At 38.2% G+C, this 19,181-nt stretch carries 18 protein-coding genes; 9 read left to right on the top strand and 9 right to left on the bottom strand.

Annotated elements, in window-relative coordinates; all coding sequences use genetic code 11:
- Nucleotides 1-21: 21 nt before the first annotated feature.
- Nucleotides 22-726: a 3-deoxy-D-manno-octulosonic acid kinase gene (locus A9260_RS11880; RefSeq protein ID WP_068699240.1), complete on the top strand. Its 705-nt coding sequence runs from the start codon at nucleotides 22-24 to the stop codon at nucleotides 724-726.
- Here A9260_RS11880 and waaA read toward each other — a convergent pair.
- Nucleotides 703-1,989 carry a lipid IV(A) 3-deoxy-D-manno-octulosonic acid transferase gene (gene waaA / locus A9260_RS11875; protein WP_231892594.1) on the bottom strand — a complete coding sequence of 429 codons (1,287 nt, stop codon included), beginning with the start codon at nucleotides 1,987-1,989 and terminating at the stop codon, nucleotides 703-705. The two genes, A9260_RS11880 and waaA, sit on opposite strands and share 24 nt — an antisense overlap.
- 318 nt (nucleotides 1,990-2,307) lie before the next feature.
- On the opposite strand from waaA, the gene A9260_RS11870 reads away from it, so the two are divergent.
- The 7 genes from A9260_RS11870 to A9260_RS11840 are packed head-to-tail and all read left to right on the top strand — an operon-like array spanning nucleotide 2,308 to nucleotide 9,358.
- On the top strand, nucleotides 2,308-3,498 hold the full coding sequence (locus A9260_RS11870) for a UDP-N-acetylglucosamine 4,6-dehydratase (RefSeq protein ID WP_068699238.1): 1,191 nt from the start codon (nucleotides 2,308-2,310) through the stop codon (nucleotides 3,496-3,498).
- A gap of 12 nt (nucleotides 3,499-3,510) precedes the next feature.
- Complete coding sequence (locus A9260_RS11865; protein WP_068699236.1) at nucleotides 3,511-4,665, top strand: LegC family aminotransferase; 1,155 nt, start codon at nucleotides 3,511-3,513, stop codon at nucleotides 4,663-4,665.
- A gap of 10 nt (nucleotides 4,666-4,675) precedes the next feature.
- Entirely contained in the window at nucleotides 4,676-5,848 is a 1,173-nt protein-coding gene (neuC, locus tag A9260_RS11860; protein WP_068699452.1) for a UDP-N-acetylglucosamine 2-epimerase, read from the top strand.
- 7 nt (nucleotides 5,849-5,855) lie between these two features.
- Nucleotides 5,856-6,929: an N-acetylneuraminate synthase gene (gene neuB / locus A9260_RS11855; RefSeq protein WP_068699235.1), complete on the top strand. Its 1,074-nt coding sequence runs from the start codon at nucleotides 5,856-5,858 to the stop codon at nucleotides 6,927-6,929.
- Complete coding sequence (locus A9260_RS11850; protein ID WP_068699233.1) at nucleotides 6,922-7,572, top strand: acetyltransferase; 651 nt, start codon at nucleotides 6,922-6,924, stop codon at nucleotides 7,570-7,572. Before neuB ends, A9260_RS11850 begins: the two co-directional genes overlap by 8 nt.
- 26 nt (nucleotides 7,573-7,598) lie before the next feature.
- The gene (locus A9260_RS11845) at nucleotides 7,599-8,663 is read left to right on the top strand and encodes a nucleotidyltransferase family protein (RefSeq protein ID WP_068699231.1); all 1,065 of its coding nucleotides are present in this window, start codon (nucleotides 7,599-7,601) and stop codon (nucleotides 8,661-8,663) included.
- Nucleotides 8,660-9,358, top strand: a complete 699-nt coding sequence (locus A9260_RS11840; RefSeq protein WP_068699229.1) for an acylneuraminate cytidylyltransferase family protein — start codon at nucleotides 8,660-8,662, stop codon at nucleotides 9,356-9,358. The genes A9260_RS11845 and A9260_RS11840 overlap by 4 nt, the downstream gene beginning before the upstream one ends.
- On the opposite strand, the gene A9260_RS11835 is transcribed toward A9260_RS11840, so the two are convergent.
- From A9260_RS11835 to rfaD, 7 genes are all read right to left on the bottom strand, one after another.
- A complete protein-coding gene (locus A9260_RS11835; protein WP_068699227.1) occupies nucleotides 9,355-10,416 on the bottom strand; it encodes a glycosyltransferase family 52 in 1,062 nt (353 codons plus the stop codon). The two genes, A9260_RS11840 and A9260_RS11835, sit on opposite strands and share 4 nt — an antisense overlap.
- Nucleotides 10,417-11,499, bottom strand: a complete 1,083-nt coding sequence (locus A9260_RS11830; protein ID WP_068699225.1) for a glycosyltransferase family 4 protein — start codon at nucleotides 11,497-11,499, stop codon at nucleotides 10,417-10,419.
- Nucleotides 11,480-12,292 (bottom strand): glycosyltransferase family 2 protein, encoded by an 813-nt coding sequence (locus A9260_RS11825; RefSeq protein ID WP_068699223.1) that lies wholly within the window; start codon nucleotides 12,290-12,292, stop codon nucleotides 11,480-11,482. Before A9260_RS11825 ends, A9260_RS11830 begins: the two co-directional genes overlap by 20 nt.
- The gene (gene waaF, locus A9260_RS11820) at nucleotides 12,289-13,308 is read right to left on the bottom strand and encodes a lipopolysaccharide heptosyltransferase II (protein WP_068699451.1); all 1,020 of its coding nucleotides are present in this window, start codon (nucleotides 13,306-13,308) and stop codon (nucleotides 12,289-12,291) included. Before waaF ends, A9260_RS11825 begins: the two co-directional genes overlap by 4 nt.
- 43 nt (nucleotides 13,309-13,351) lie before the next feature.
- Nucleotides 13,352-14,503 (bottom strand): O-antigen ligase family protein, encoded by a 1,152-nt coding sequence (locus A9260_RS11815; RefSeq protein WP_231892631.1) that lies wholly within the window; start codon nucleotides 14,501-14,503, stop codon nucleotides 13,352-13,354.
- 68 nt (nucleotides 14,504-14,571) lie between these two features.
- On the bottom strand, nucleotides 14,572-15,537 hold the full coding sequence (gene lpxM / locus A9260_RS11810; RefSeq protein WP_068699219.1) for a lauroyl-Kdo(2)-lipid IV(A) myristoyltransferase: 966 nt from the start codon (nucleotides 15,535-15,537) through the stop codon (nucleotides 14,572-14,574).
- Nucleotides 15,538-15,549: 12 nt separating this feature from the next.
- Nucleotides 15,550-16,491 (bottom strand): ADP-glyceromanno-heptose 6-epimerase, encoded by a 942-nt coding sequence (rfaD, locus tag A9260_RS11805; RefSeq protein ID WP_068699217.1) that lies wholly within the window; start codon nucleotides 16,489-16,491, stop codon nucleotides 15,550-15,552.
- A gap of 114 nt (nucleotides 16,492-16,605) precedes the next feature.
- On the opposite strand from rfaD, the gene A9260_RS11800 reads away from it, so the two are divergent.
- Nucleotides 16,606-17,772: a nucleotide sugar dehydrogenase gene (locus A9260_RS11800; RefSeq protein ID WP_068699215.1), complete on the top strand. Its 1,167-nt coding sequence runs from the start codon at nucleotides 16,606-16,608 to the stop codon at nucleotides 17,770-17,772.
- A 73-nt stretch (nucleotides 17,773-17,845) separates the two neighbouring features.
- On the opposite strand, the gene hslU is transcribed toward A9260_RS11800, so the two are convergent.
- A complete protein-coding gene (gene hslU, locus A9260_RS11795) occupies nucleotides 17,846-19,180 on the bottom strand; it encodes an HslU--HslV peptidase ATPase subunit (protein WP_068699213.1) in 1,335 nt (444 codons plus the stop codon).
- Between the last annotated feature and the right edge of the window lies 1 nt (nucleotide 19,181).

The following is a 19,181-nucleotide window of genomic DNA, read 5'->3' as shown; positions in this document are numbered from 1 at the left end:
GATTTTTATTGGGGCTAAAGATTGAAAACGTTACAAAACGGAACACAAGTGATTTGGTTTGAACCAGATCTATTAAATGTGCCACCAGAGATGTGTTTCGAAGCCCCGTATTGGCTAGTACAAAATAAAGTAACGGGCAGCGCCAAAGGGCGAGGCACGACTTGGTTTGTGCAGTTAGACGGTTTACAAGGCGCGCTGCGACATTATCGTCGTGGTGGGTTGTTTGGCAAACTGGTTAAAGACCAGTATTGGTTTTCTGGCTGGGAGAACACTCGTAGCTATCAGGAGTATCAGCTTTTACAACATTTGCGTAGCAAAGGGGTCAATGTGCCTAGGCCCATTGCCGCTCAAGCCGATAAGTTTGGCCCATTTTATACCGCAGATTTATTGAGCGAAAGAATCCCCAATGCTCAAGATCTTGTGGATAAACTGCAGCAATCTTCTTTAAGTGTGGAGCTGTACCACTCCATTGGTCAGCAGATTAAAAAACTCCACCAAGCTCAGGTAAACCATACCGATCTGAATATTCACAACATACTGCTCGATACCGACAATAAAGTATGGATTATTGATTTTGATAAATGTTATGAACAACCAGCGGATGACTGGAAGCAAGATAATCTAGATCGATTAAAGCGCTCATTTCATAAAGAAGTGACGCGCTTTTCGATACATTGGCAAGAGAGTGATTGGCAGCATTTATTAAGTGGCTATCACGCAAGCTAGTGCCGCTATTGTTTTATTGACTGCGCCTTGATTACGTTTAACCACTTGATAGGCGTTTTGACCCATTTGGATTCGATTTTTCGGATTATTGAATAAGTGGATCAGTTGAGAGCTGATTTCTTCATCTGACTGGCAGATTACTAATGCCTGCTCTTCTATTAACTGCTGGGTAATGTCCTTAAAGTTAAAGTAACTCGGACCATTTAATATCGGCTTTTCTAAGGCCGCAGGTTCGAGCATATTATGCCCCCCAACCTTGTCGCCAATAAGACTACCAGCCATAAAGCAGATGTCGGCAGCACTGATAAGAGTCAGCATCTCTCCCATAGTGTCACCAAGGTAAACTTGTACATTTGAGCTTACCTCAGCATTAGAAGTTCTACAGACAGTATTTAAACCGTTATCTATACCTAACTGAGCAACGCGAGTAAATCTTTCTGGATGGCGCGGTACTAAAATAAGCAGAGCATCAGGATGCACATTTAATAATTTTTTATGTGCCTCATAGATGATCTCATCTTCACCTTCATGAGTGCTTGTTGCAATCCAAACCGGTCTATTAACCCCAAGTTGCTGGCGAAGTTGCTGGCCTTGTTTATTCACATTTTCAGAGATAGAAATATCGAATTTTAAGGAGCCAGTAACGGAAACCTTTTTACTGGAAAGACCGAGATCTTCAAATCTTTTGGCATCATCTGAGTGTTGACAAAGTACTTGGTCTAGATTTTGAGATATGAGGTTAAATACGGATTGAAATTTTTTATACCGATGGGCAGAACGCTCAGATAGTCGGGCATTTATGACCGCGATTGGAACCCCTGACTTAGACACGGTATAAAGTGTATTAGGCCACAATTCGGTTTCCATAATGAGCATACACCTTGGATTGACGTGTTTTAGAAAGCGCCTAACACACCAACTAAAATCAACCGGCATAAATCGGTGCTCAGCAATATCAGCAAGTTTTTCCGCCTGCTCTGCACCCGTGGTGGTGGTGGTGGTAATTAAGATGTTTTGCTGTGGGTATTTTTCTTTTAGCGCACGGATAAGGGGAGTTGTCGCAATGGTTTCTCCAACGGAAACGGTATGAATCCAAATAGGACGTGAACCTAATAATTTCGGCGTAATCCCAAAATATTCTATCCAACGTTTTCCTATGCTTGGTTTACCCTCTTTCTTTCTTAGCAATGACATAAAAAGCAAAGGGCTTAAAAGTGCAAGAAGAGTAGTGTAGATTGCTCTAATAAAAAATTTCATGGTCATGTGCAGTTTAGTATCTATGCAGTGAGGTTAAGATAGGCGCATTTACGCTGTATCTTAAGTTACAATACATAAGTGAGATCAGGTATGTGATGAATAAAAATCTATACTATTTATGTGTATTAAGACAGCTTTTTCAAATTGCATACATTCGTAAATTGTAAGAGTACACTGGTGATATCAATAACTTGGATATTTGCTAGTGCAATTGTCACTCGTTTGACTAAAGCTGACTTTATGCAGTGTAACATAGATAAGACATTTCAAAATTTGATGTGTTGCTTATGGCACATCCCAACTTGAATATTAATGAGTAACTAAATGAACAGTGTTTTGGACTTAATAGGCAGAAAAAAAGAGTTATTTTCTGGTGATATCGAATCAAAAGCTAAAGAGTTGAGTCAGATTGTTTCTGAATCTCGATTCTTGGTTCTCGGCGGTGCGGGCTCAATTGGCCAAGCGGTGACGAAAGAGATTTTCAAACGTAACCCAAAAAAGTTGCATGTTGTTGATATCAGTGAAAACAACATGGTTGAACTTGTTCGAGATATTCGTAGTTCATTTGGTTACATCGATGGAGATTTTCAAACCTTTGCATTAGATATTGGCTCATTAGAGTATGACGCATTCATAAAGGCCGACGGTAAATTTGATTATGTGTTAAACCTATCAGCCTTGAAGCACGTTCGAAGTGAAAAAGATCCTTTTACTTTGATGCGAATGATAGACGTAAATGTATTCAATACTGATAAAACTATCCAGCAGTCAATAGATGGTGGGGTTAAAAAGTATTTCTGTGTTTCTACAGATAAAGCCGCCAACCCAGTAAATATGATGGGGGCATCTAAGCGCATTATGGAAATGTTTTTGATGCGTAAGAGTGAGAATATTGCCATTTCAACTGCTCGCTTTGCCAACGTAGCATTTTCTGATGGCTCACTGCTACATGGCTTTAACCAACGTATACAAAAGCATCAGCCTATTGTTGCTCCAAATGATATCAAGCGTTACTTTGTGACTCCTCAAGAGTCTGGTGAGCTTTGTTTGATGTCTTGTATCTTTGGTGAAAATAGAGATATTTTCTTTCCAAAATTGAGTGAAGCTTTGCACCTTATTTCTTTTGCAGATATCGCCATTAAATATCTTGAGAAGCTAGGGTATGAACCTCATCTTTGTAGCTCCGAAGAAGAAGCTCGTGAACTTGCTAAGACTTTACCTCAACAAGGTAAATGGCCATGTTTGTTCACTAAGAGTGATACTACTGGTGAGAAGGATTTTGAAGAATTCTTTACCGATCAAGAAACTCTAGATATGTCTCGATTTGAAAATCTAGGAATCATTAAAAATGATCCGCTCTATGAGCAAGAACTACTGACTTTATTTGAAAACAGCATCACGATAATGAAAAATAATAAAGCTTGGAGTAAAGAGCAAATAGTTGATCTCTTCTTTACCATGATCCCAGATTTTGGGCATAAAGAAACGGGCAAATATTTAGATAGTAAGATGTAAGTGGAGTGCGTCATGAAAGAAACATCAATTGTTGAGTTTGTACGAGATATATACCAAACCAATGACTTTATTCCATTGCATGCCCCTACTTTTAATGGGAATGAGAAAGCCTATGTAATGGAAACGTTGGACAGTACCTTTGTTTCTAGCGTAGGTAAATTTGTAGATGATTTTGAAAAAAAGATTGAAGATTATACGGGCTCAGAAAAAGCCGTAGCGACAGTTAATGGCACAGCTGCTTTGCACGCAGCGTTATATATGGCAGGTGTTAAACAAGGTGATCTTGTTATTACTCAAGCTCTGACATTTGTTGCTACTTGTAATGCGCTTCACCATATGGGAGCAGAGCCGATATTTGTTGATGTTTCCCCTGTAAGTTTAGGACTTTGTCCTAAAGCGGTGGATGAGTATCTTAATGAGTATGCTGAGCAAACAGAAGTAGGCTGTATCCATAAGACTACCGGTCAACGTATCCAAGCGATTGTACCTATGCATACCTTTGGTCATCCTGTTGAACTTGATGAATTGCTTGCGGTTTGTTTGAAGTGGAATATTACTTTGGTTGAAGATGCTGCGGAAAGTCTTGGCTCTTTTTATAAAGGTAAACACACCGGTACGATTGGTGACTTTGGAGCTGTCAGTTTCAATGGTAATAAAGTGATTACTACTGGTGGCGGTGGCATGGTGCTTTGTAAAACATTGGCACTGGGTCAAAGAACCAAGCACATCACCACAACAGCGAAAGTCCCTCATCCTTATGAATTTTTTCATGATGAAGCAGGTTTTAACTATCGAATGCCCAATCTGAATGCGGCCCTAGGTTGTGGCCAGATGGAAGTGCTTGAAAATTATTTAGAGAAAAAAAGACGACTTGCTGACGCATATAAGGCATTTTTCAATAAGTCAGAGTTTAAGTTTGTCGTTGAACCTGAGTATGCACAGTCTAACTATTGGTTGAACGCCATAATTTGTCCAGATAAGCAAAGTAGAGAGGACATGTTAAGCGTCACTAATAGTGCTGGTGTGATGACTCGTCCAATTTGGCAATTAATGCATCGTTTACCTATGTTCAAAAATGCCATGCGTGGAGACTTGAGCTATTCAGAGTTTATTGAAGCGCACTTAATTAATATTCCAAGCACGCCGGTTTCTTTCGTATCTAAGTGAGATATTTATGATGCAGACTCATAAAAATGTAGCAGTTTTTACTGGTACACGAGCAGAATACGGTCTGCTTTTTTGGTTACTTAAAGATATAGAAAGTGATCCTGAGCTAACACTCCAACTATTGGTTTCTGGGATGCATTTGTCGCCAGACTTTGGAGATACCTACAAGCAGATTGAGAGTGATGGTTTTAAGATAGATGAAAAAATAGAAATATTATTATCATCAGACTCTGCTGTTGGAACGGCAAAAAGCATAGGGCTTGGTGTTTTAGGTTTTGCCGATGCATTAGCTCGAATGCAACCAGATGTACTTATTGTGTTAGGAGATCGCTTTGAAGCTTTGGCGGCCGCACAAACCGCGATGATATTACGTATTCCGATTATACATCTTCATGGTGGTGAAATAACGGAAGGTGCTTATGACGATGCGATTCGCCATGCAATTACTAAATTGAGTTATCTTCATGGCACGTCTACAGATGAATATCGACAGCGAGTCATTCAGTTGGGGGAATCCCCGGACAGAGTGCGAAATGTAGGAGCTATTGGATTAGATCATCTAAACCGAGCTTCTTTTATGAGTGTATTGGAGCTAAGTGAATCACTAAAATTTCAATTATCTAATCCTTATTTTGTGGTTACGTATCATCCGGTTACTCTCGGTGATGAATCACCAGAAGAGAGCTTTCAGTCTTTGCTTGATGCTTTAGATGAGTATCCAGAACACCAAGTGATATTGACCTATCCGAATGCTGATGATGGTGGGCGTCGTATTATTCCATTATTAGAAAACTATGCTGCAAAGCAGCCTAATCGTGTATTAGCTATTCCATCTTTGGGGCAGGCTCGCTATTTAAGTGCGATAAAGCATGCTGCGGCAGTCATTGGTAATTCATCTAGTGGGATCATTGAAGTGCCTGCATTTGATGTTCCAACGGTGAATATTGGTTCAAGACAAAAAGGGCGTTTAGCAGCTAAAAGTGTCTTAAATGTTGAGGCAACAAAAGGGATGATTACCAAGACCATTGGAGTGGCTATTACTAGAACTTACAAAGAGGAGGATGAGATTATCGTTAATCCATATGGACAGGGCGATAGTAGTGGGCAGGTAATCGATATGATCAAAACCTTGCGCTTTGAATCCTGTAAGTCATTTTTTGATATAACACCTGAGGTAAAGTGAGATATTTATGACTCTAATTATTGCTGAAGCCGGAGTAAATCATAATGGACAAGAGGAGCTTGCTTTTTCTCTTGTAGATGCTGCGCATAAAGCAGGTGCTGATATCGTTAAGTTTCAAACATTTAAAGCTAAAAACTTGGTTACTAAAGAAGCAAAACAGGCTGAGTACCAAACTACAAATACGCAGAAGCAAGAGTCACAGTTGGCAATGCTAAGCCGTTTAGAGCTTTCATATGAAGCTCATCATAAGCTCGTAAAGTATTGTAACTTTATCGGGATTGAGTTTTTATCAACAGCCTTCGATCCTGAAAGTCTAGATTTTTTAGTTAATGATCTAGGTTTAACTAGACTGAAATTACCATCAGGGGAACTCACCAACGCCCCTCTGGTATTAAAACATGCCCGTACCGGTTGTGATCTTATTGTGTCTACTGGAATGGCGACACTTTCTGAGATTGAGATGGCTCTAGGGGTTATAGCCTTTGGCTACACAGCAGATAAAAATGCAGAACCTTCACTGTTAGGCTTTCAAGAGGCTTATGCCTCAGAAATTGGGCAAAAAGTATTAAAAGAAAAAGTGACGATACTTCACTGTACAACTGAATATCCAGCGCCAATGGAAGAGATTAATTTGAAAGCTATGGATACACTTGCTCAAGCTTTTAATTTAACTGCCGGTTATTCAGATCATAGTGAAGGTATTGTTATTCCTATTGCCGCTGTAGCTCGGGGTGCTGTATTGATTGAAAAACACTTTACACTCGACAAGAGCATGGAAGGCCCTGACCATAAAGCTTCATTAGAACCTAGTGAGCTAGCTGCGATGGTTAAGGCTATTCGACAGGTAGAGGTTGCATTAGGTAGCAATGTAAAAACGCCTACAAAATCGGAAGTAAAGAATAAAATTGTGGCAAGAAAGAGCTTAGTGGCTGCAATAGAGATTAAATCTGGAGAGCAATTTAGTGATTCGAATCTTACTATCAAACGACCTGGTACTGGGGTGTCACCTTATCGGTATTGGGAGCTTGTGGGTAGTAAAGCAACTAAAGATTATAAGGTTGGAGATTTGATCGTTGAGTGATAGTGATGAGACAAAGCTACCTATTGTTATTATTGGTGGCGGAGGACATGCTTCAGTTTTAGCCGATATTTTACAGAGACAGAATAGAGAAATTCTAGCCGTTGTATGTCCTGATGAGATTAATCAGCGAAGTGTTTTTTCGGGAATATTGCATATTAAAGAGGATGTGGGTATCACTCGTTTTCCTCCAAGTCAGATTTGTCTTGTTAATGGTATTGGCATGCTTCCTAAATCGAATTTTAAGCAAAAGATTAATGAGTATTTCTTATCTTTGGGCTATAAGTTTGAAACGATCATTTCTGAACATGCATTGGTATCGCCTTATGCAACAATAGAAAGTGGTGCTCAAATATTGCCAATGGCTATTGTTCAGGCGGGAGCGGTGGTTGGTAGCCATAGCATAATTAACACAGCGGCAATTATTGAACACGATTGTAATATAGGTTCATATAACCATATAGCCCCAAAAGCGACTCTTTGTGGTGATGTTAAAACAGAAGATAGTGCCTATATTGGTGCTGGTGCCATTATCATCCAAGGGCTATCTGTGGGTTATAAAGCGATAGTAGGCGCTGGAGTATGTCTCACCAGTAATTTGAAATCTAATTCTATCGCATATCCGGCAAAGATAAGTATTAAATAATATTCATTAAAAATGAAAGGTATAGCATGAGTCATTCTTGGCAAAAAACTCTAATTACAGAATTAAGTACAATCAAGCAAGCTTTAGAGATCATTAATAGTGAAGCTCTGCGTGTTGCTGTGGTTGTTGATAAAGATAAAAAATTGCTGGGAATGGTGACCGATGGTGATATTAGGCGAGGTTTGCTGAATAATTTAACATTGGCTGATCCTGTAGTAAAAATAATGAATACCAATCCAATAGCTGCTCTTGAAGGGACGTCAAAAGAACAACTTGTGGATTTAATGGATAAAAAACAAATCTTATCTATCCCTTTACTTAATGAAAATGGGGTAATTCTTGGTCTGGAAACCCTGCATAGTGCTATGCGTAAAGAGTGTCGTCAAAATCCTGTTTTTATCATGGCTGGTGGATTTGGAACACGCTTAAAGCCCTTAACAGATAACTGCCCCAAACCAATGTTAAAAATTGGCGGGAAACCAATCCTAGAAACCGTGATCAATAGTTTCGTAAAAGCAGGCTTTGTTAACTTTTATATATCAACTCATTATATGCCAGAGCAAATAGAGAATTATTTTGGTGATGGTAGTAATCGAGGAATAAACATAGAGTATGTTTATGAAGAACAACCCTTGGGTACTGGTGGAGCTTTAGGCCTTTTACCTAATAATTTATCGGATGATCTGCCTTTAATTATGATAAACGGTGATGTTTTAACAAAAGTGAACTTTTCTCGCTTGTTAGAGTTCCATCTTGATAATAATGCTGATGCTACTATGTGCGTTAGAGAATATGATTATCAGATCCCATATGGTGTTATTAATGGAGAGGGTAATAAGATAACTAGTATGGTTGAAAAGCCCGTGCAACGCTTTTTTATTAATGCTGGAATATATGTTGTTTCACCTAAGATATTTAAATCCGTGCCTCGAAACCATAAAGTGGATATGCCTACATTATTAGAACAGCAAATGGAAAAAGATAGTGATGTGCTGATGTTCCCTATACATGAATACTGGCTGGATATTGGACGTATGGATGACTTTAATCGGGCACAATCAGATATTTTGGGCTTGGGGGTTTTACAGTGATTGATGGTAAAAAGGTAGTCGCTCTTATCCCTGCAAGGGGGGGGAGTAAACGACTACCAAGAAAAAATATCCTTCCACTAGCCGGAAAACCTTTGATTAGTTGGACAATTGAGGCTGCTAGTACCTGCTTATATATTGATGAGGTTATTGTTAGTACAGACGATCAAGAGATTATGAATGTTGCTGTTGACTGTGGGGCTAAGGTTCCAGAGTTAAGACCTGAGTCACTATCATCTGATCAAGCTAAAACCGAAGATGTCGTACTTTATACATTGGATAAATTTGCTCAGGATGCGGATATACTGGTTTTATTACAGCCAACATCACCATTAAGGCAGGCTAAGCATATTGAGCAAGCATTAGATTTATTTAAGGATAAAGATGCGTTTTCAATTGTCTCTGTAACAGCATGTGAGCATTCGCCTTTATGGTCTAATATACTCCCTGAAGATCATTGTTTGGGTCGTTTTATCTCTGACAATGCAAATAAAAGATCTCAGGAATTAGATGATTATTATCGATTAAATGGTGCTATTTATATATTTGATGTTTCTAGTTTAAAGCGACTGAAAAAGCTAGCTTATACTGATAATTCGTACGCTTATATTATGAGCAATAAACATTCTATTGATATTGATACCCAATTAGACTTTGACTTTGCTAGCTTTATTTTAACCTGCAATCATCGTATCTAGGATAACTTATCTATTATTATGCTATCTAAGGCATCACTTGAAGAGTGCCAGAGTTTTAATCTTTCATTAATGTGTTTTACTTCATCATCATCAATTAATGTTTTCCTTGTGCAGTACTCTTCAAACCCCATGCCAGCAGATGAAAATAAAGATACTATTGTAATGTCTTTATTTTTTCCAATCAAATAGGCTTCTAATGGGGTTTGCTCTGATATGACTCTAGAGTGTTCGGAAAGTATATCATAGGACTCTTTAGATTCTTGTGGATGTGGTTTTACTATAACATTAATGTTTTTCTTAGAATAAAAAGCTATTATTTGTTTGTATATTTCCATGTGAAAATCTGTTGGTATAGATAACCGCTCTAAATAACCTATAATAGGTTGGGTTGCTAATATAACATAAGTTGATGGAAGTGATTCGAGGTTGAAAACGGTTTCAATAGTAGTAAATACAGATTTATTATTAAGGAAGTAAATGTCTTTACCTTTATTTTTAATTTCTTTAGGTAATTTTTGTGGTTGAATGGCATAAATATAGAGGCAGTTTGAGTCATCACCTGAAATTCTTTTGTTTGAAAGGTTACCTTGAACTATGTTGCCTATCATTTTTAAAAATGGTAAGGGTAATTTAGCGTAGTTAGCTAACCCATCTTCAATAATTCTATATTCTTCAAATAGAAGCCGAAATAGACGAGCAGTCTTATTCCTTTCATTGAATGTGTACAATTCCTCTACAGCGTCAATATCAAGGCCATTGATCGATGATACTAGTTTAGCCGTGAGCTTTTCCTTCATATAATTATTGATTCTCATCTCTCTCATAGAAAAAAAGTAAATTATTTTCCCCATAAAATCTGACTTGATATTTTGAGCTATTTTCTTTCTTGAAACTGAGTGCACTTTTATATGATTTGGTAATTCGGAGAAGTTTAGGTTTGAACTATCTATATTTTGATGGTCAACTAAAAATATAATTTGAGATGCTTCATTATCAACTATCGATTTTGATATACTAAATAAAAGATGTCTAAGAGTTGAACATATATATAGTTGCATTTATTTCTGTTCCGATATTTTTTTGAAAAATTCAAGATGCTCTGACACTGTAGTGTTGTTACTAAATAACGTGTCGACTCTTTTGGTTGCTTCATGTCCCATTGTAGCAATAAGATTAGGTTTAATAAGAAGCTTGTTAATTGCAATGCCTAGCTCTTCTGAGTTACCTGCTTCAACTACATAACCAGAAATATCATTTTCAACTTGTTCAGGCCCTCCTCCGGTTGTGGTAACAATAGATGGGGTACCAACAGCCATAGCTTCAATAATAGCCCTCGAAAACCCTTCTCCACTAACGGAGGGTTGAATTTGAAAGTCAGCCATTTTCATCAAATTAGGTATGTCGTTACGCTGACCTAACAGATGAATTCTACTTGCCATCCAGCTATTTTTAATTTCTGTTGCATGTTTTTCAAAGCCATTACCAGCTAATAATAAGTGAAAGTTTTCTTGAGTAACTTGCTCTAGAGAGCGTAATAATACGGAAATACCTTTGCTTGGTCTTACGTTACATGCACATATCCCAACTAAGTCATCTTCATTTATTTTGAACTCAGAGCGTGGTGTTGCGATTGTCTGATACCAAGAGGATTTATGGCCTTTATAGATTTTCTTTACTGCTACTTTTGAGCCCCATACTCTTGATTGGATATCTTTTCTTACTGCATCTGAATTACAAATAATAGCATTAACTCTAGGGTGTAAATGAGTCAGATAGGCTGTTGGATCGTGACGATATAATCCGCCAGTAGTGCCACGATAGGTCACCATTTTTACTTTTGTTCCTATTGAAGCAAAAGCAGCGTTGGGGATTGTTTTTGAATCAAAAGCATAACAAATATCATAATCACCATCCTTTAATTCAGCATGAAGTAGGCTAATTGTTTTTTTGCAGATTTTCTTTGACGGATAGTTATCAATAATTTTAATACCGTTTTTAGAGCATATCTGTGCGTATTCAGCATTTGCTTGGGTCATAATTGTTACTGTATGCCCAAGATTAGCCATAGCAATGAATGTTTCAGCTTCAGGTCTAACGGTATTGATTGGTCCAATATAAGAGCTACATACAAGGATTTTCATTATTATCTCGAGTGGTATGATTGGTTAAGCCATTGTTACAATATACTAATTTATTAGTAATCGTATTTTCTAATATCTCGTCATTCTTCTTCAGTGATCCTCTTGAGTTTTCTTGGTGATATAAATGAAAGCCAAGTGCTGAAAACTTTAAGTACAATCTATTTAGCCCTAGATTAAAAAACCGATAGACTAATTCACTGTCTTCTCTTCCCCAACCAGTAAAGTCTTCATTGAAGCCATTAACAGCAATAATATCTTTTTTCCAAAAACTCATATTACAACTACGCGTGGATTTTTCAGAATTCCAAATTCTAGAGAATAATGAGCACAAAATAGGGTTATGGATCAAATTCTTTCTGTTTTTAATGTCCTTTGCATAAAAGCTAGGGTAAGTGTTATTAGATATTACTAAAGCACTAGTTTTGTCCCCAATTTTCGCTCTACCACCTTGAATGAAATTTCCTTTTTTTGCCATTTTCTTGTGGTCTTGAACAAAATGCTTATGGATTACAATATCACCATCAATAATAATAATATAATCACCAATAGCACGACTGATCGCTAAATTTCGACTTCTTGATGCACGAAATCCATCATCTGGTTGCCAAGAGTGTATTAGGGGAATAGGAAACAAAGACTGGAAGTGTTGAATTAAAAGCTTTGTATCGTCTCTTGATCCATCATCCGCAACAATCACTTCATCTGGAAGGCAGGATTGCTTCAGTATACTTTGAAGCACAGCTGCTAGTGCTTCTTTCCAGTTGTAGGTTGTAATGATTAAAGATACTTTCAATCTAGCTCCGATAATCTATCTTGTTCATTAGTAAGGCGCATAAATGCGTCCATAACTCTTAATGGTTCGAGATCCTTTAGACATTTTAAGTGCCCATATGGACATACTTTCTTAAAACAAGGACGACATTCAATATCAGTGTGCAGAATTTCTAGGTTCTTAGTTAATGGAGGAGTGTAATCTGGTGATGTTGACCCATAAATACCGATAATTTTACATCCCACTGCAGCAGCTAAATGCATGGCGCCAGAATCATTGCTAATGATGGTTGAGCAGCAGCTTATTAGGTCTATTGCTTCTATTAAATTAGTTTGTCCCGTTAGGTCATGGATGCTGGATTTTTCTTTGGTCAGCTTAGTGATTTCTTGTCCAGTAGTTGCATCATTTTTGGAACCCAATATCCAGATATCATAGCCTTTGGCTATCAGTGAATTAGCAACACTTGCAAAATGCTCAACAGGCCACTGTTTGGCGGGTCCAAATTCTGCACCAGGACAAAGACCTACAATAGGTTTATTTCGCGATAGCTTTAGTTTGGATGATATTGCAGTTTGTGATTCCTTACTGACGCTAAGCTTGGGAAATGGAAGCGTATCTAGACCACCTAAAGAGGACGAAGATTGCATTAGATGTTTGGGACGCGCCAAAGCAACATATCGTTCAATCATATATTGAAACTGTTTTTTGTTTGGCCTTAGATCTGTGAGCAATCCATAACGCATTTCTCCTTTCCAACCTATTCTATTTGGTATCTTAGCAAACATTGGAATTAGAGCGGATTTAGCCGAGTTTGGTAATACATACGCGTGAGTGTATTGTTTCTCGCGAAGGGATTTTCCTAACAGATAACGCTCTTTTAAACTTATATCACCATGCCCAATTGGCATCTCAATTGATTGTGATACTTCAGGCATTCGCTCGAGTACAGGCTTACACCAGGCTGGTGCTAATACATCTATTTCAGAATCTGGATATTGTGACTTTAAGTCTATGTAAAGACTTTGAGACATAACCATGTCTCCAACCCAAGATGGACCAATAATTAGAATTTTTTGAATATCATTTTTCAAAGGATGGTTCCTTTATACTTTCATAGTTAGTATCTTCCGCAGCAAATGCGAGTATTAACCCTGTAATAACTAAATACACAACGTAGCTACTGCCATTTGTTGCTGGAGTATCTGTTAAACATGCAAAAAAATATAACAGTGGAGGAGTTGAAATTAAGGGCAAATGTTGCCGGTATTTTGTCCAACCATAAACTAATGGCATACCAAGCCAAAGAAACATGGTCATAATACCTAAGAGTCCAGAAACGACGGCTTTTTCTATGAAGTTATTATGAAAGTTCCATCCTAGAACTCGTCGCTCTAGTTTATTAATTTCTTTATTTTTGAGCATGGTATCAAGAATCGATGGAAGGGCATCTTTACCATATCCAATAAAAGGATGTTTTTGAATGAGGCTAAGACCAACTTGATATACTTCCAAGCGTTGAGCAATTGAAGTGCTATTATTACCTTTAGTTATTTTTTTTATTTCTACAACGGTATTTTCATATCGAGATTCAAGTATTGGGTAGGTTATATAAACAACACAAACCATCATTGATAAAAAAATAGCTATTGATTTTAAATTAATATTACCTTTGATTATATGATAAATAGATAGTGCGGAAAATGTACATATAATAGCGAATAAAGGTCCTCGACTTTCAGTGAGAAAGAGGGCAGTGAGGCTTATACCAGAGGATAGGATAAATATAAACTTAACTAGTTTTGTTTTAGAATGAGTAGCTAGAATTGCTGAGCAACCAATGATTAGTGATATATATGATGCGAACGGAATAGCATTGACTGGCCACATTCGTCGACCAATTGGTGTGATGTACTGATATTTATAGGCAATGAAAGCGGCACTGGTGGCTGCTAAAAAAACTAACGTACTAATAATATTTAGATTTAAATTTTTCAAATCTAAGAATAAAAGAAAGATGGTTACAGTATAAAGTGCTCTTAGTTCGCGACTACCAAACCCATGGTAAGCTTCCGAAATCAACCCAAAGATAACCAAGGTTATAATCCATTTTATCCATGGATAAGTATTCCAGTTGTATTTGACTATTTCAAGTTTATTTATACAGGTAGATAGAAGTGCACAAATACCAATGATTATAAGTAAAATCTTATCACCACGCTCTATAGAAAACATAAATGTTGAAATCCAAAATAATGGAATGTAGACAATGTTTTCAGATATGACATTCTTAATATTAGAGTTCATGATTTATTGTTTTTATAGATATAAGAGTGATCTTTCTGAGAAAGTAGAAGCTTCAGATTCCACATATATTGTTCGGGCTTATCCTCACAACATTGCTCGATAAATTGATTCATCGCAATGGCATCTTCTTCCGGTGATTCTGTTGGAAGTGCTTCCAAAGCAGGGTAAACATCAATTTCAAATTTACCAGAGTTGGTATTAAACTCAGTCCATATCGGAATCACTTTTGATTTAGTGGCTTTTGCTAAGAAACCCATAACTGGTAAGGTTGCTTTTGTTGTGGCGCAAAACTTCACAAATACACTTTTTTTCGGTCCATGGTCTTGGTCTGGTAGAAAGTAACCGGTATAGCCGTCGTTGATGGCTTTTATGAACGGTTTAATACCGCCTGATCTTTCATACAATCGTCCGCCATAATGCTTGCGTTGCTTTGACATTGCCCATTCACTTAGCTCATTTTTTTGGCTCTTGACCATAGTGCATATAGGGTATCCTTTTGAGGCAAGCAACATGGCAAAAACATCAACAGACCAAGTATGGGGAACCAAAAATATCACGCTCTGATTTTCATCTTTTAGTTTGATGAAATGCTCTAGACCATTTACTACTGTATTCTTTGCTAACCATTTTCTACTGCGTAGAGTTAGCAACGGAAAGCGCATTAGATAGCTGCCTGCCGTTGTTAACATATTGAATATGATACCTTCTCTTTGTGATTCTGGCATCTGCGGATAGCAGTAACTTAGATTCACTCGTGCTCGATGGGCTTGCCCTCGAGTTTTAGACATTATTTTTTTTGCGGCCACAGAGGAGAGCCAACGATGTAGTGTCAGAGGAAGAAAGCTAAAAGGTATCGCGAATAGGATTCCAAGCCAAGTAGTCCAGTATTTAGGTGACAGAAACTGCCACTTAAATTTTGGATTGTAGGCTTTTGGATCAAAGTCATTACGAGTATTTTTCATAGATCGTTGCGACTACTTATTGATGATATCTAGATACTCAGCAACACCTTCTGCTACTGATTTGAACCGATGACTGCAGCCTGTTGCTCTAAGCTTGCTTAGATCTGCCTGGGTGTACTCTTGATAAGCGCCTTTCAGGTGTTCAGGAAACGGGATAGTTTCAATCTTTCCTCTTCCATGGTGTTTAATGGTCGCTTTGGCTACTTCGTCAAAAGATTCCGCATTACCTGTACCTAAATTAAAAATACCAGAGACAGAGTGCTCTAAGAACCAAAGGTTTACTGCTGCCACATCACCTACGTATACAAAATCACGCTTGAAATGCTCACTGCCAGCAAATAATTTAGGGTTCTCACCTGCATTGAGTTGATTATTTAAATGAAAGGCAACAGAGGCCATTGAGCCTTTATGCTGTTCACGAGGCCCGTACACATTGAAATAACGAAAGCCTGTAACTTGAGAAAGAGTTTCGCCGTGAGCTTTCGCATCTTCTACAAATTTGCGCACATAATTATCAAATTGTTGTTTTGAGTAGCCATACACATTTAACGCACCTTCATACTGTTTCTCTTCAATGAAGGTGTCTGTTTCGCCATAGGTGGCAGCAGATGAGGCATACAGAAATGGAATTTGGCGTTCAATGCAGTAATGAAGAAGCTCTTTTGAATACTCATAGTTATTGAGCATCATATACTTACCATCCCACTCAGTGGTGGCAGAGCAAGCACCTTCGTGGAAAATGGCATCAATAGGACCGAAATCATCACCGGCCATTATTTGAGTAAGAAAATCATCGCGATCCATGTAGTCAGTGATATCAAGATCGACTAGGTTGACAAATTTTTTGCCATTTTTAAGGTTGTCGACAACCAAAATATCGTTGATGCCTTTATCATTTAGTGCCTTGATAATATTGCTGCCAATCATGCCAGCGCCACCAGTTACTATGATCATTTTGTATTTTCCTTCAAATTTAACTATTGCTGAGTATAACAAGGAACTAAAATCTAGGGAATAAATGAAAGATTTATGAGAAACTTAGATTAGAGCAAAATTAGAGAATAAATTATGAAAATAGCGATTGCCGGAACAGGCTATGTAGGCTTGTCAAACGCGATGTTGCTTGCGCAGCATAATGAAGTCATTGCAGTTGATATCATCCCAGAGAAAGTAGAGCTGTTAAATAATAAAAAGTCGCCAATTGTCGATACGGAAATTGAGCAGTTTCTTTCTGATAAAGCACTTAACTTTACCGCGACTTTAGATAAAGAGTTAGCTTATAAAGAGGCTCAATACGTCATTATCGCAACGCCAACAGACTATGATCCACAGACGAACTACTTCAATACTTCGTCTGTAGAAGCGGTGATTAAAGAGGTGATAAAAATCAATCCTCAAGCCGTTATGGTGATTAAATCAACGGTGCCTGTAGGTTATACAGCTCGAATCAAAGAAGAGTTTGGCTGTGACAATATTATTTTCTCACCAGAGTTTTTACGCGAAGGTCGAGCTTTATTTGATAACTTATACCCATCTCGCATCATAGTTGGCGAGCGTAGTGAACGTGCTGAAACGTTTGCAAACTTGTTGGTTGAAGGTGCGATAAAAGAAGATATTTCGGTTCTTTTTACTGATTCAACAGAAGCAGAAGCGGTTAAGTTATTTTCTAATACTTATCTAGCGTTACGTGTTTCGTATTTTAATGAACTGGATTCTTACGCTGAGGCGATGGGATTAGATTCACGTCAAATCATTGAAGGTGTTGGCTTAGACCCTCGCATTGGCCATCATTATAACAACCCATCATTTGGTTATGGCGGATATTGTTTACCAAAAGATACCAAACAATTGTTAGCCAACTATCAAAACGTACCTAACAACATTATTGGTGCCATTGTTGACGCTAACCGTACTCGTAAGGATTTTGTTGCAGACTCAATCATTAGTCGTAATCCTAAAATCGTTGGTATTTATCGTTTAATTATGAAGTCTGGTTCGGATAACTTCCGTGCTTCGTCTATTCAAGGAATCATGAAGAGACTGAAGGCGAAGGGTATTGAAGTTGTGGTGTATGAACCTGTTCTGCAAGAAGACCATTTCTTCCATTCTCGTAATATTCGCGATTTAGAAGAATTTAAAAAACTGTCAGATGTGATTGTTTCTAACCGTATGGTTGAAGAAATAAAAGACGTAGAAGCGAAAGTCTATACTCGTGATTTGTTTGGTAGCGATTAATTACATTGCTGTAGAGTGTGATTGATAAAGCAAAGGCGCCCTACGGCGCCTTTATTAATTTATTTGAAGAGAGTTAAAGAATAAAGCGACTTAAGTCTTCATCTTCAACGAGCTTGCCTAGTTTACTGTCCACATAGTCAGCATCTACTTTAAGCTCAAAGCCAGATTTCTCTGTCGCTTCATAAGACATCTCATCCATTAAGCGCTCCATAACAGTGTAGAGGCGACGAGCACCGATATTCTCGGTCGTTTCATTGACTTGCCACGCGGCTTCTGCAATGCGCTTAATACCGTCACTGGTAAACTCGACATCGACATCTTCTGTTTTAAGAAGAGCAATGTATTGCTCCGTTAATGATGCGCGAGGCTCCGTTAGGATACGCTCAAAATCGTGGCTAGAGAGTGCTTCTAATTCAACGCGAATAGGCAAGCGACCTTGTAGCTCTGGGATAAGATCCGAAGGCTTAGCAATTTGGAATGCGCCAGATGCGATAAATAAGATATGGTCTGTTTTTACCATGCCGTGCTTTGTTGAGACTGTGCTGCCTTCAATAAGAGGCAGTAGATCGCGCTGTACACCTTCACGAGACACATCTGGACCTGAGCTTTCACCGCGCTTACAAATTTTGTCAAACTCATCAATGAAGACAATGCCATTATTTTCTACATTGAAAATGGCATCTTCTTTCAGCTCTTCTTGGTTAACGAGTTTTGCTGCTTCTTCTTCAACCAGTGATTTGAAAGCATCTTTAATTTTTAGCTTACGACTTTTCTTAGTGTTGCCAGCAAGGTTTTGGAACATACCTTGCAGTTGATTGGTCATCTCTTCCATGCCAGGAGGAGACATGATTTCAACACCCATCTGCGGAGCGGCAACATCAATCTCGATCTCTTTATCGTCTAATTTGCCTTCACGTAATTTTTTACGAAAGATCTGGCGAGTATTCGAGCTAGTATCTTGTGGTTTTTCATTTTCACCCCAAGTATCACGAGCAGGAGGTAATAGAGCATCTAAAATACGTTCTTCCGCTTGCTCTTCTGCGCGAAATTTCACTTTCTCAGTGGCTTGTTGATGAGTCATTTTGACGGCAACATCAGTTAAGTCACGAATGATAGTTTCAACTTCTTTGCCAACATAACCCACTTCGGTAAATTTAGTGGCTTCAACTTTCATAAAAGGCGCATTCGCAAGTTTTGCTAGGCGGCGAGCAATCTCAGTTTTACCCACACCCGTTGGGCCGATCATTAAGATGTTTTTAGGTGTTACTTCTGCACGCAAGCTTTCTTCAAGCAGCATACGGCGCCAGCGGTTGCGTAAAGCAATGGCCACAGAACGTTTGGCATTGTCTTGACCAATGATGTGTCTATTTAGTTCGTGAACGATTTCACGAGGAGTCATCGCAGACATA

Source organism: Vibrio sp. UCD-FRSSP16_30 (genome assembly GCF_001676025.1).
Taxonomy (GTDB): Bacteria; Pseudomonadota; Gammaproteobacteria; order Enterobacterales; family Vibrionaceae; genus Vibrio.
Note: the sequence above shows the minus strand (reverse complement) of the source record. Positions and strands in the feature narration are given on the sequence as shown.

Excerpts from the sequence above, each read along its gene's own strand:
- waaA (WP_231892594.1), bottom strand. The coding sequence starts at position 1,989 with ATGACCATGAAATTTTTTATTAGAGCAATCTACACTACTCTTCTTGCA.
- A9260_RS11870 (WP_068699238.1), top strand. The coding sequence starts at position 2,308 with ATGAACAGTGTTTTGGACTTAATAGGCAGAAAAAAAGAGTTATTTTCT.
- A9260_RS11865 (WP_068699236.1), top strand. The coding sequence starts at position 3,511 with ATGAAAGAAACATCAATTGTTGAGTTTGTACGAGATATATACCAAACC.
- neuC (WP_068699452.1), top strand. The coding sequence starts at position 4,676 with ATGCAGACTCATAAAAATGTAGCAGTTTTTACTGGTACACGAGCAGAA.
- neuB (WP_068699235.1), top strand. The coding sequence starts at position 5,856 with ATGACTCTAATTATTGCTGAAGCCGGAGTAAATCATAATGGACAAGAG.
- A9260_RS11845 (WP_068699231.1), top strand. The coding sequence starts at position 7,599 with ATGAGTCATTCTTGGCAAAAAACTCTAATTACAGAATTAAGTACAATC.
- A9260_RS11835 (WP_068699227.1), bottom strand. The coding sequence starts at position 10,416 with ATGCAACTATATATATGTTCAACTCTTAGACATCTTTTATTTAGTATA.
- A9260_RS11830 (WP_068699225.1), bottom strand. The coding sequence starts at position 11,499 with ATGAAAATCCTTGTATGTAGCTCTTATATTGGACCAATCAATACCGTT.
- waaF (WP_068699451.1), bottom strand. The coding sequence starts at position 13,308 with ATGGTTATGTCTCAAAGTCTTTACATAGACTTAAAGTCACAATATCCA.
- A9260_RS11815 (WP_231892631.1), bottom strand. The coding sequence starts at position 14,503 with ATGTTTTCTATAGAGCGTGGTGATAAGATTTTACTTATAATCATTGGT.
- lpxM (WP_068699219.1), bottom strand. The coding sequence starts at position 15,537 with ATGAAAAATACTCGTAATGACTTTGATCCAAAAGCCTACAATCCAAAA.
- rfaD (WP_068699217.1), bottom strand. The coding sequence starts at position 16,491 with ATGATCATAGTAACTGGTGGCGCTGGCATGATTGGCAGCAATATTATC.
- A9260_RS11800 (WP_068699215.1), top strand. The coding sequence starts at position 16,606 with ATGAAAATAGCGATTGCCGGAACAGGCTATGTAGGCTTGTCAAACGCG.
- hslU (WP_068699213.1), bottom strand. The coding sequence starts at position 19,180 with ATGTCTGCGATGACTCCTCGTGAAATCGTTCACGAACTAAATAGACAC.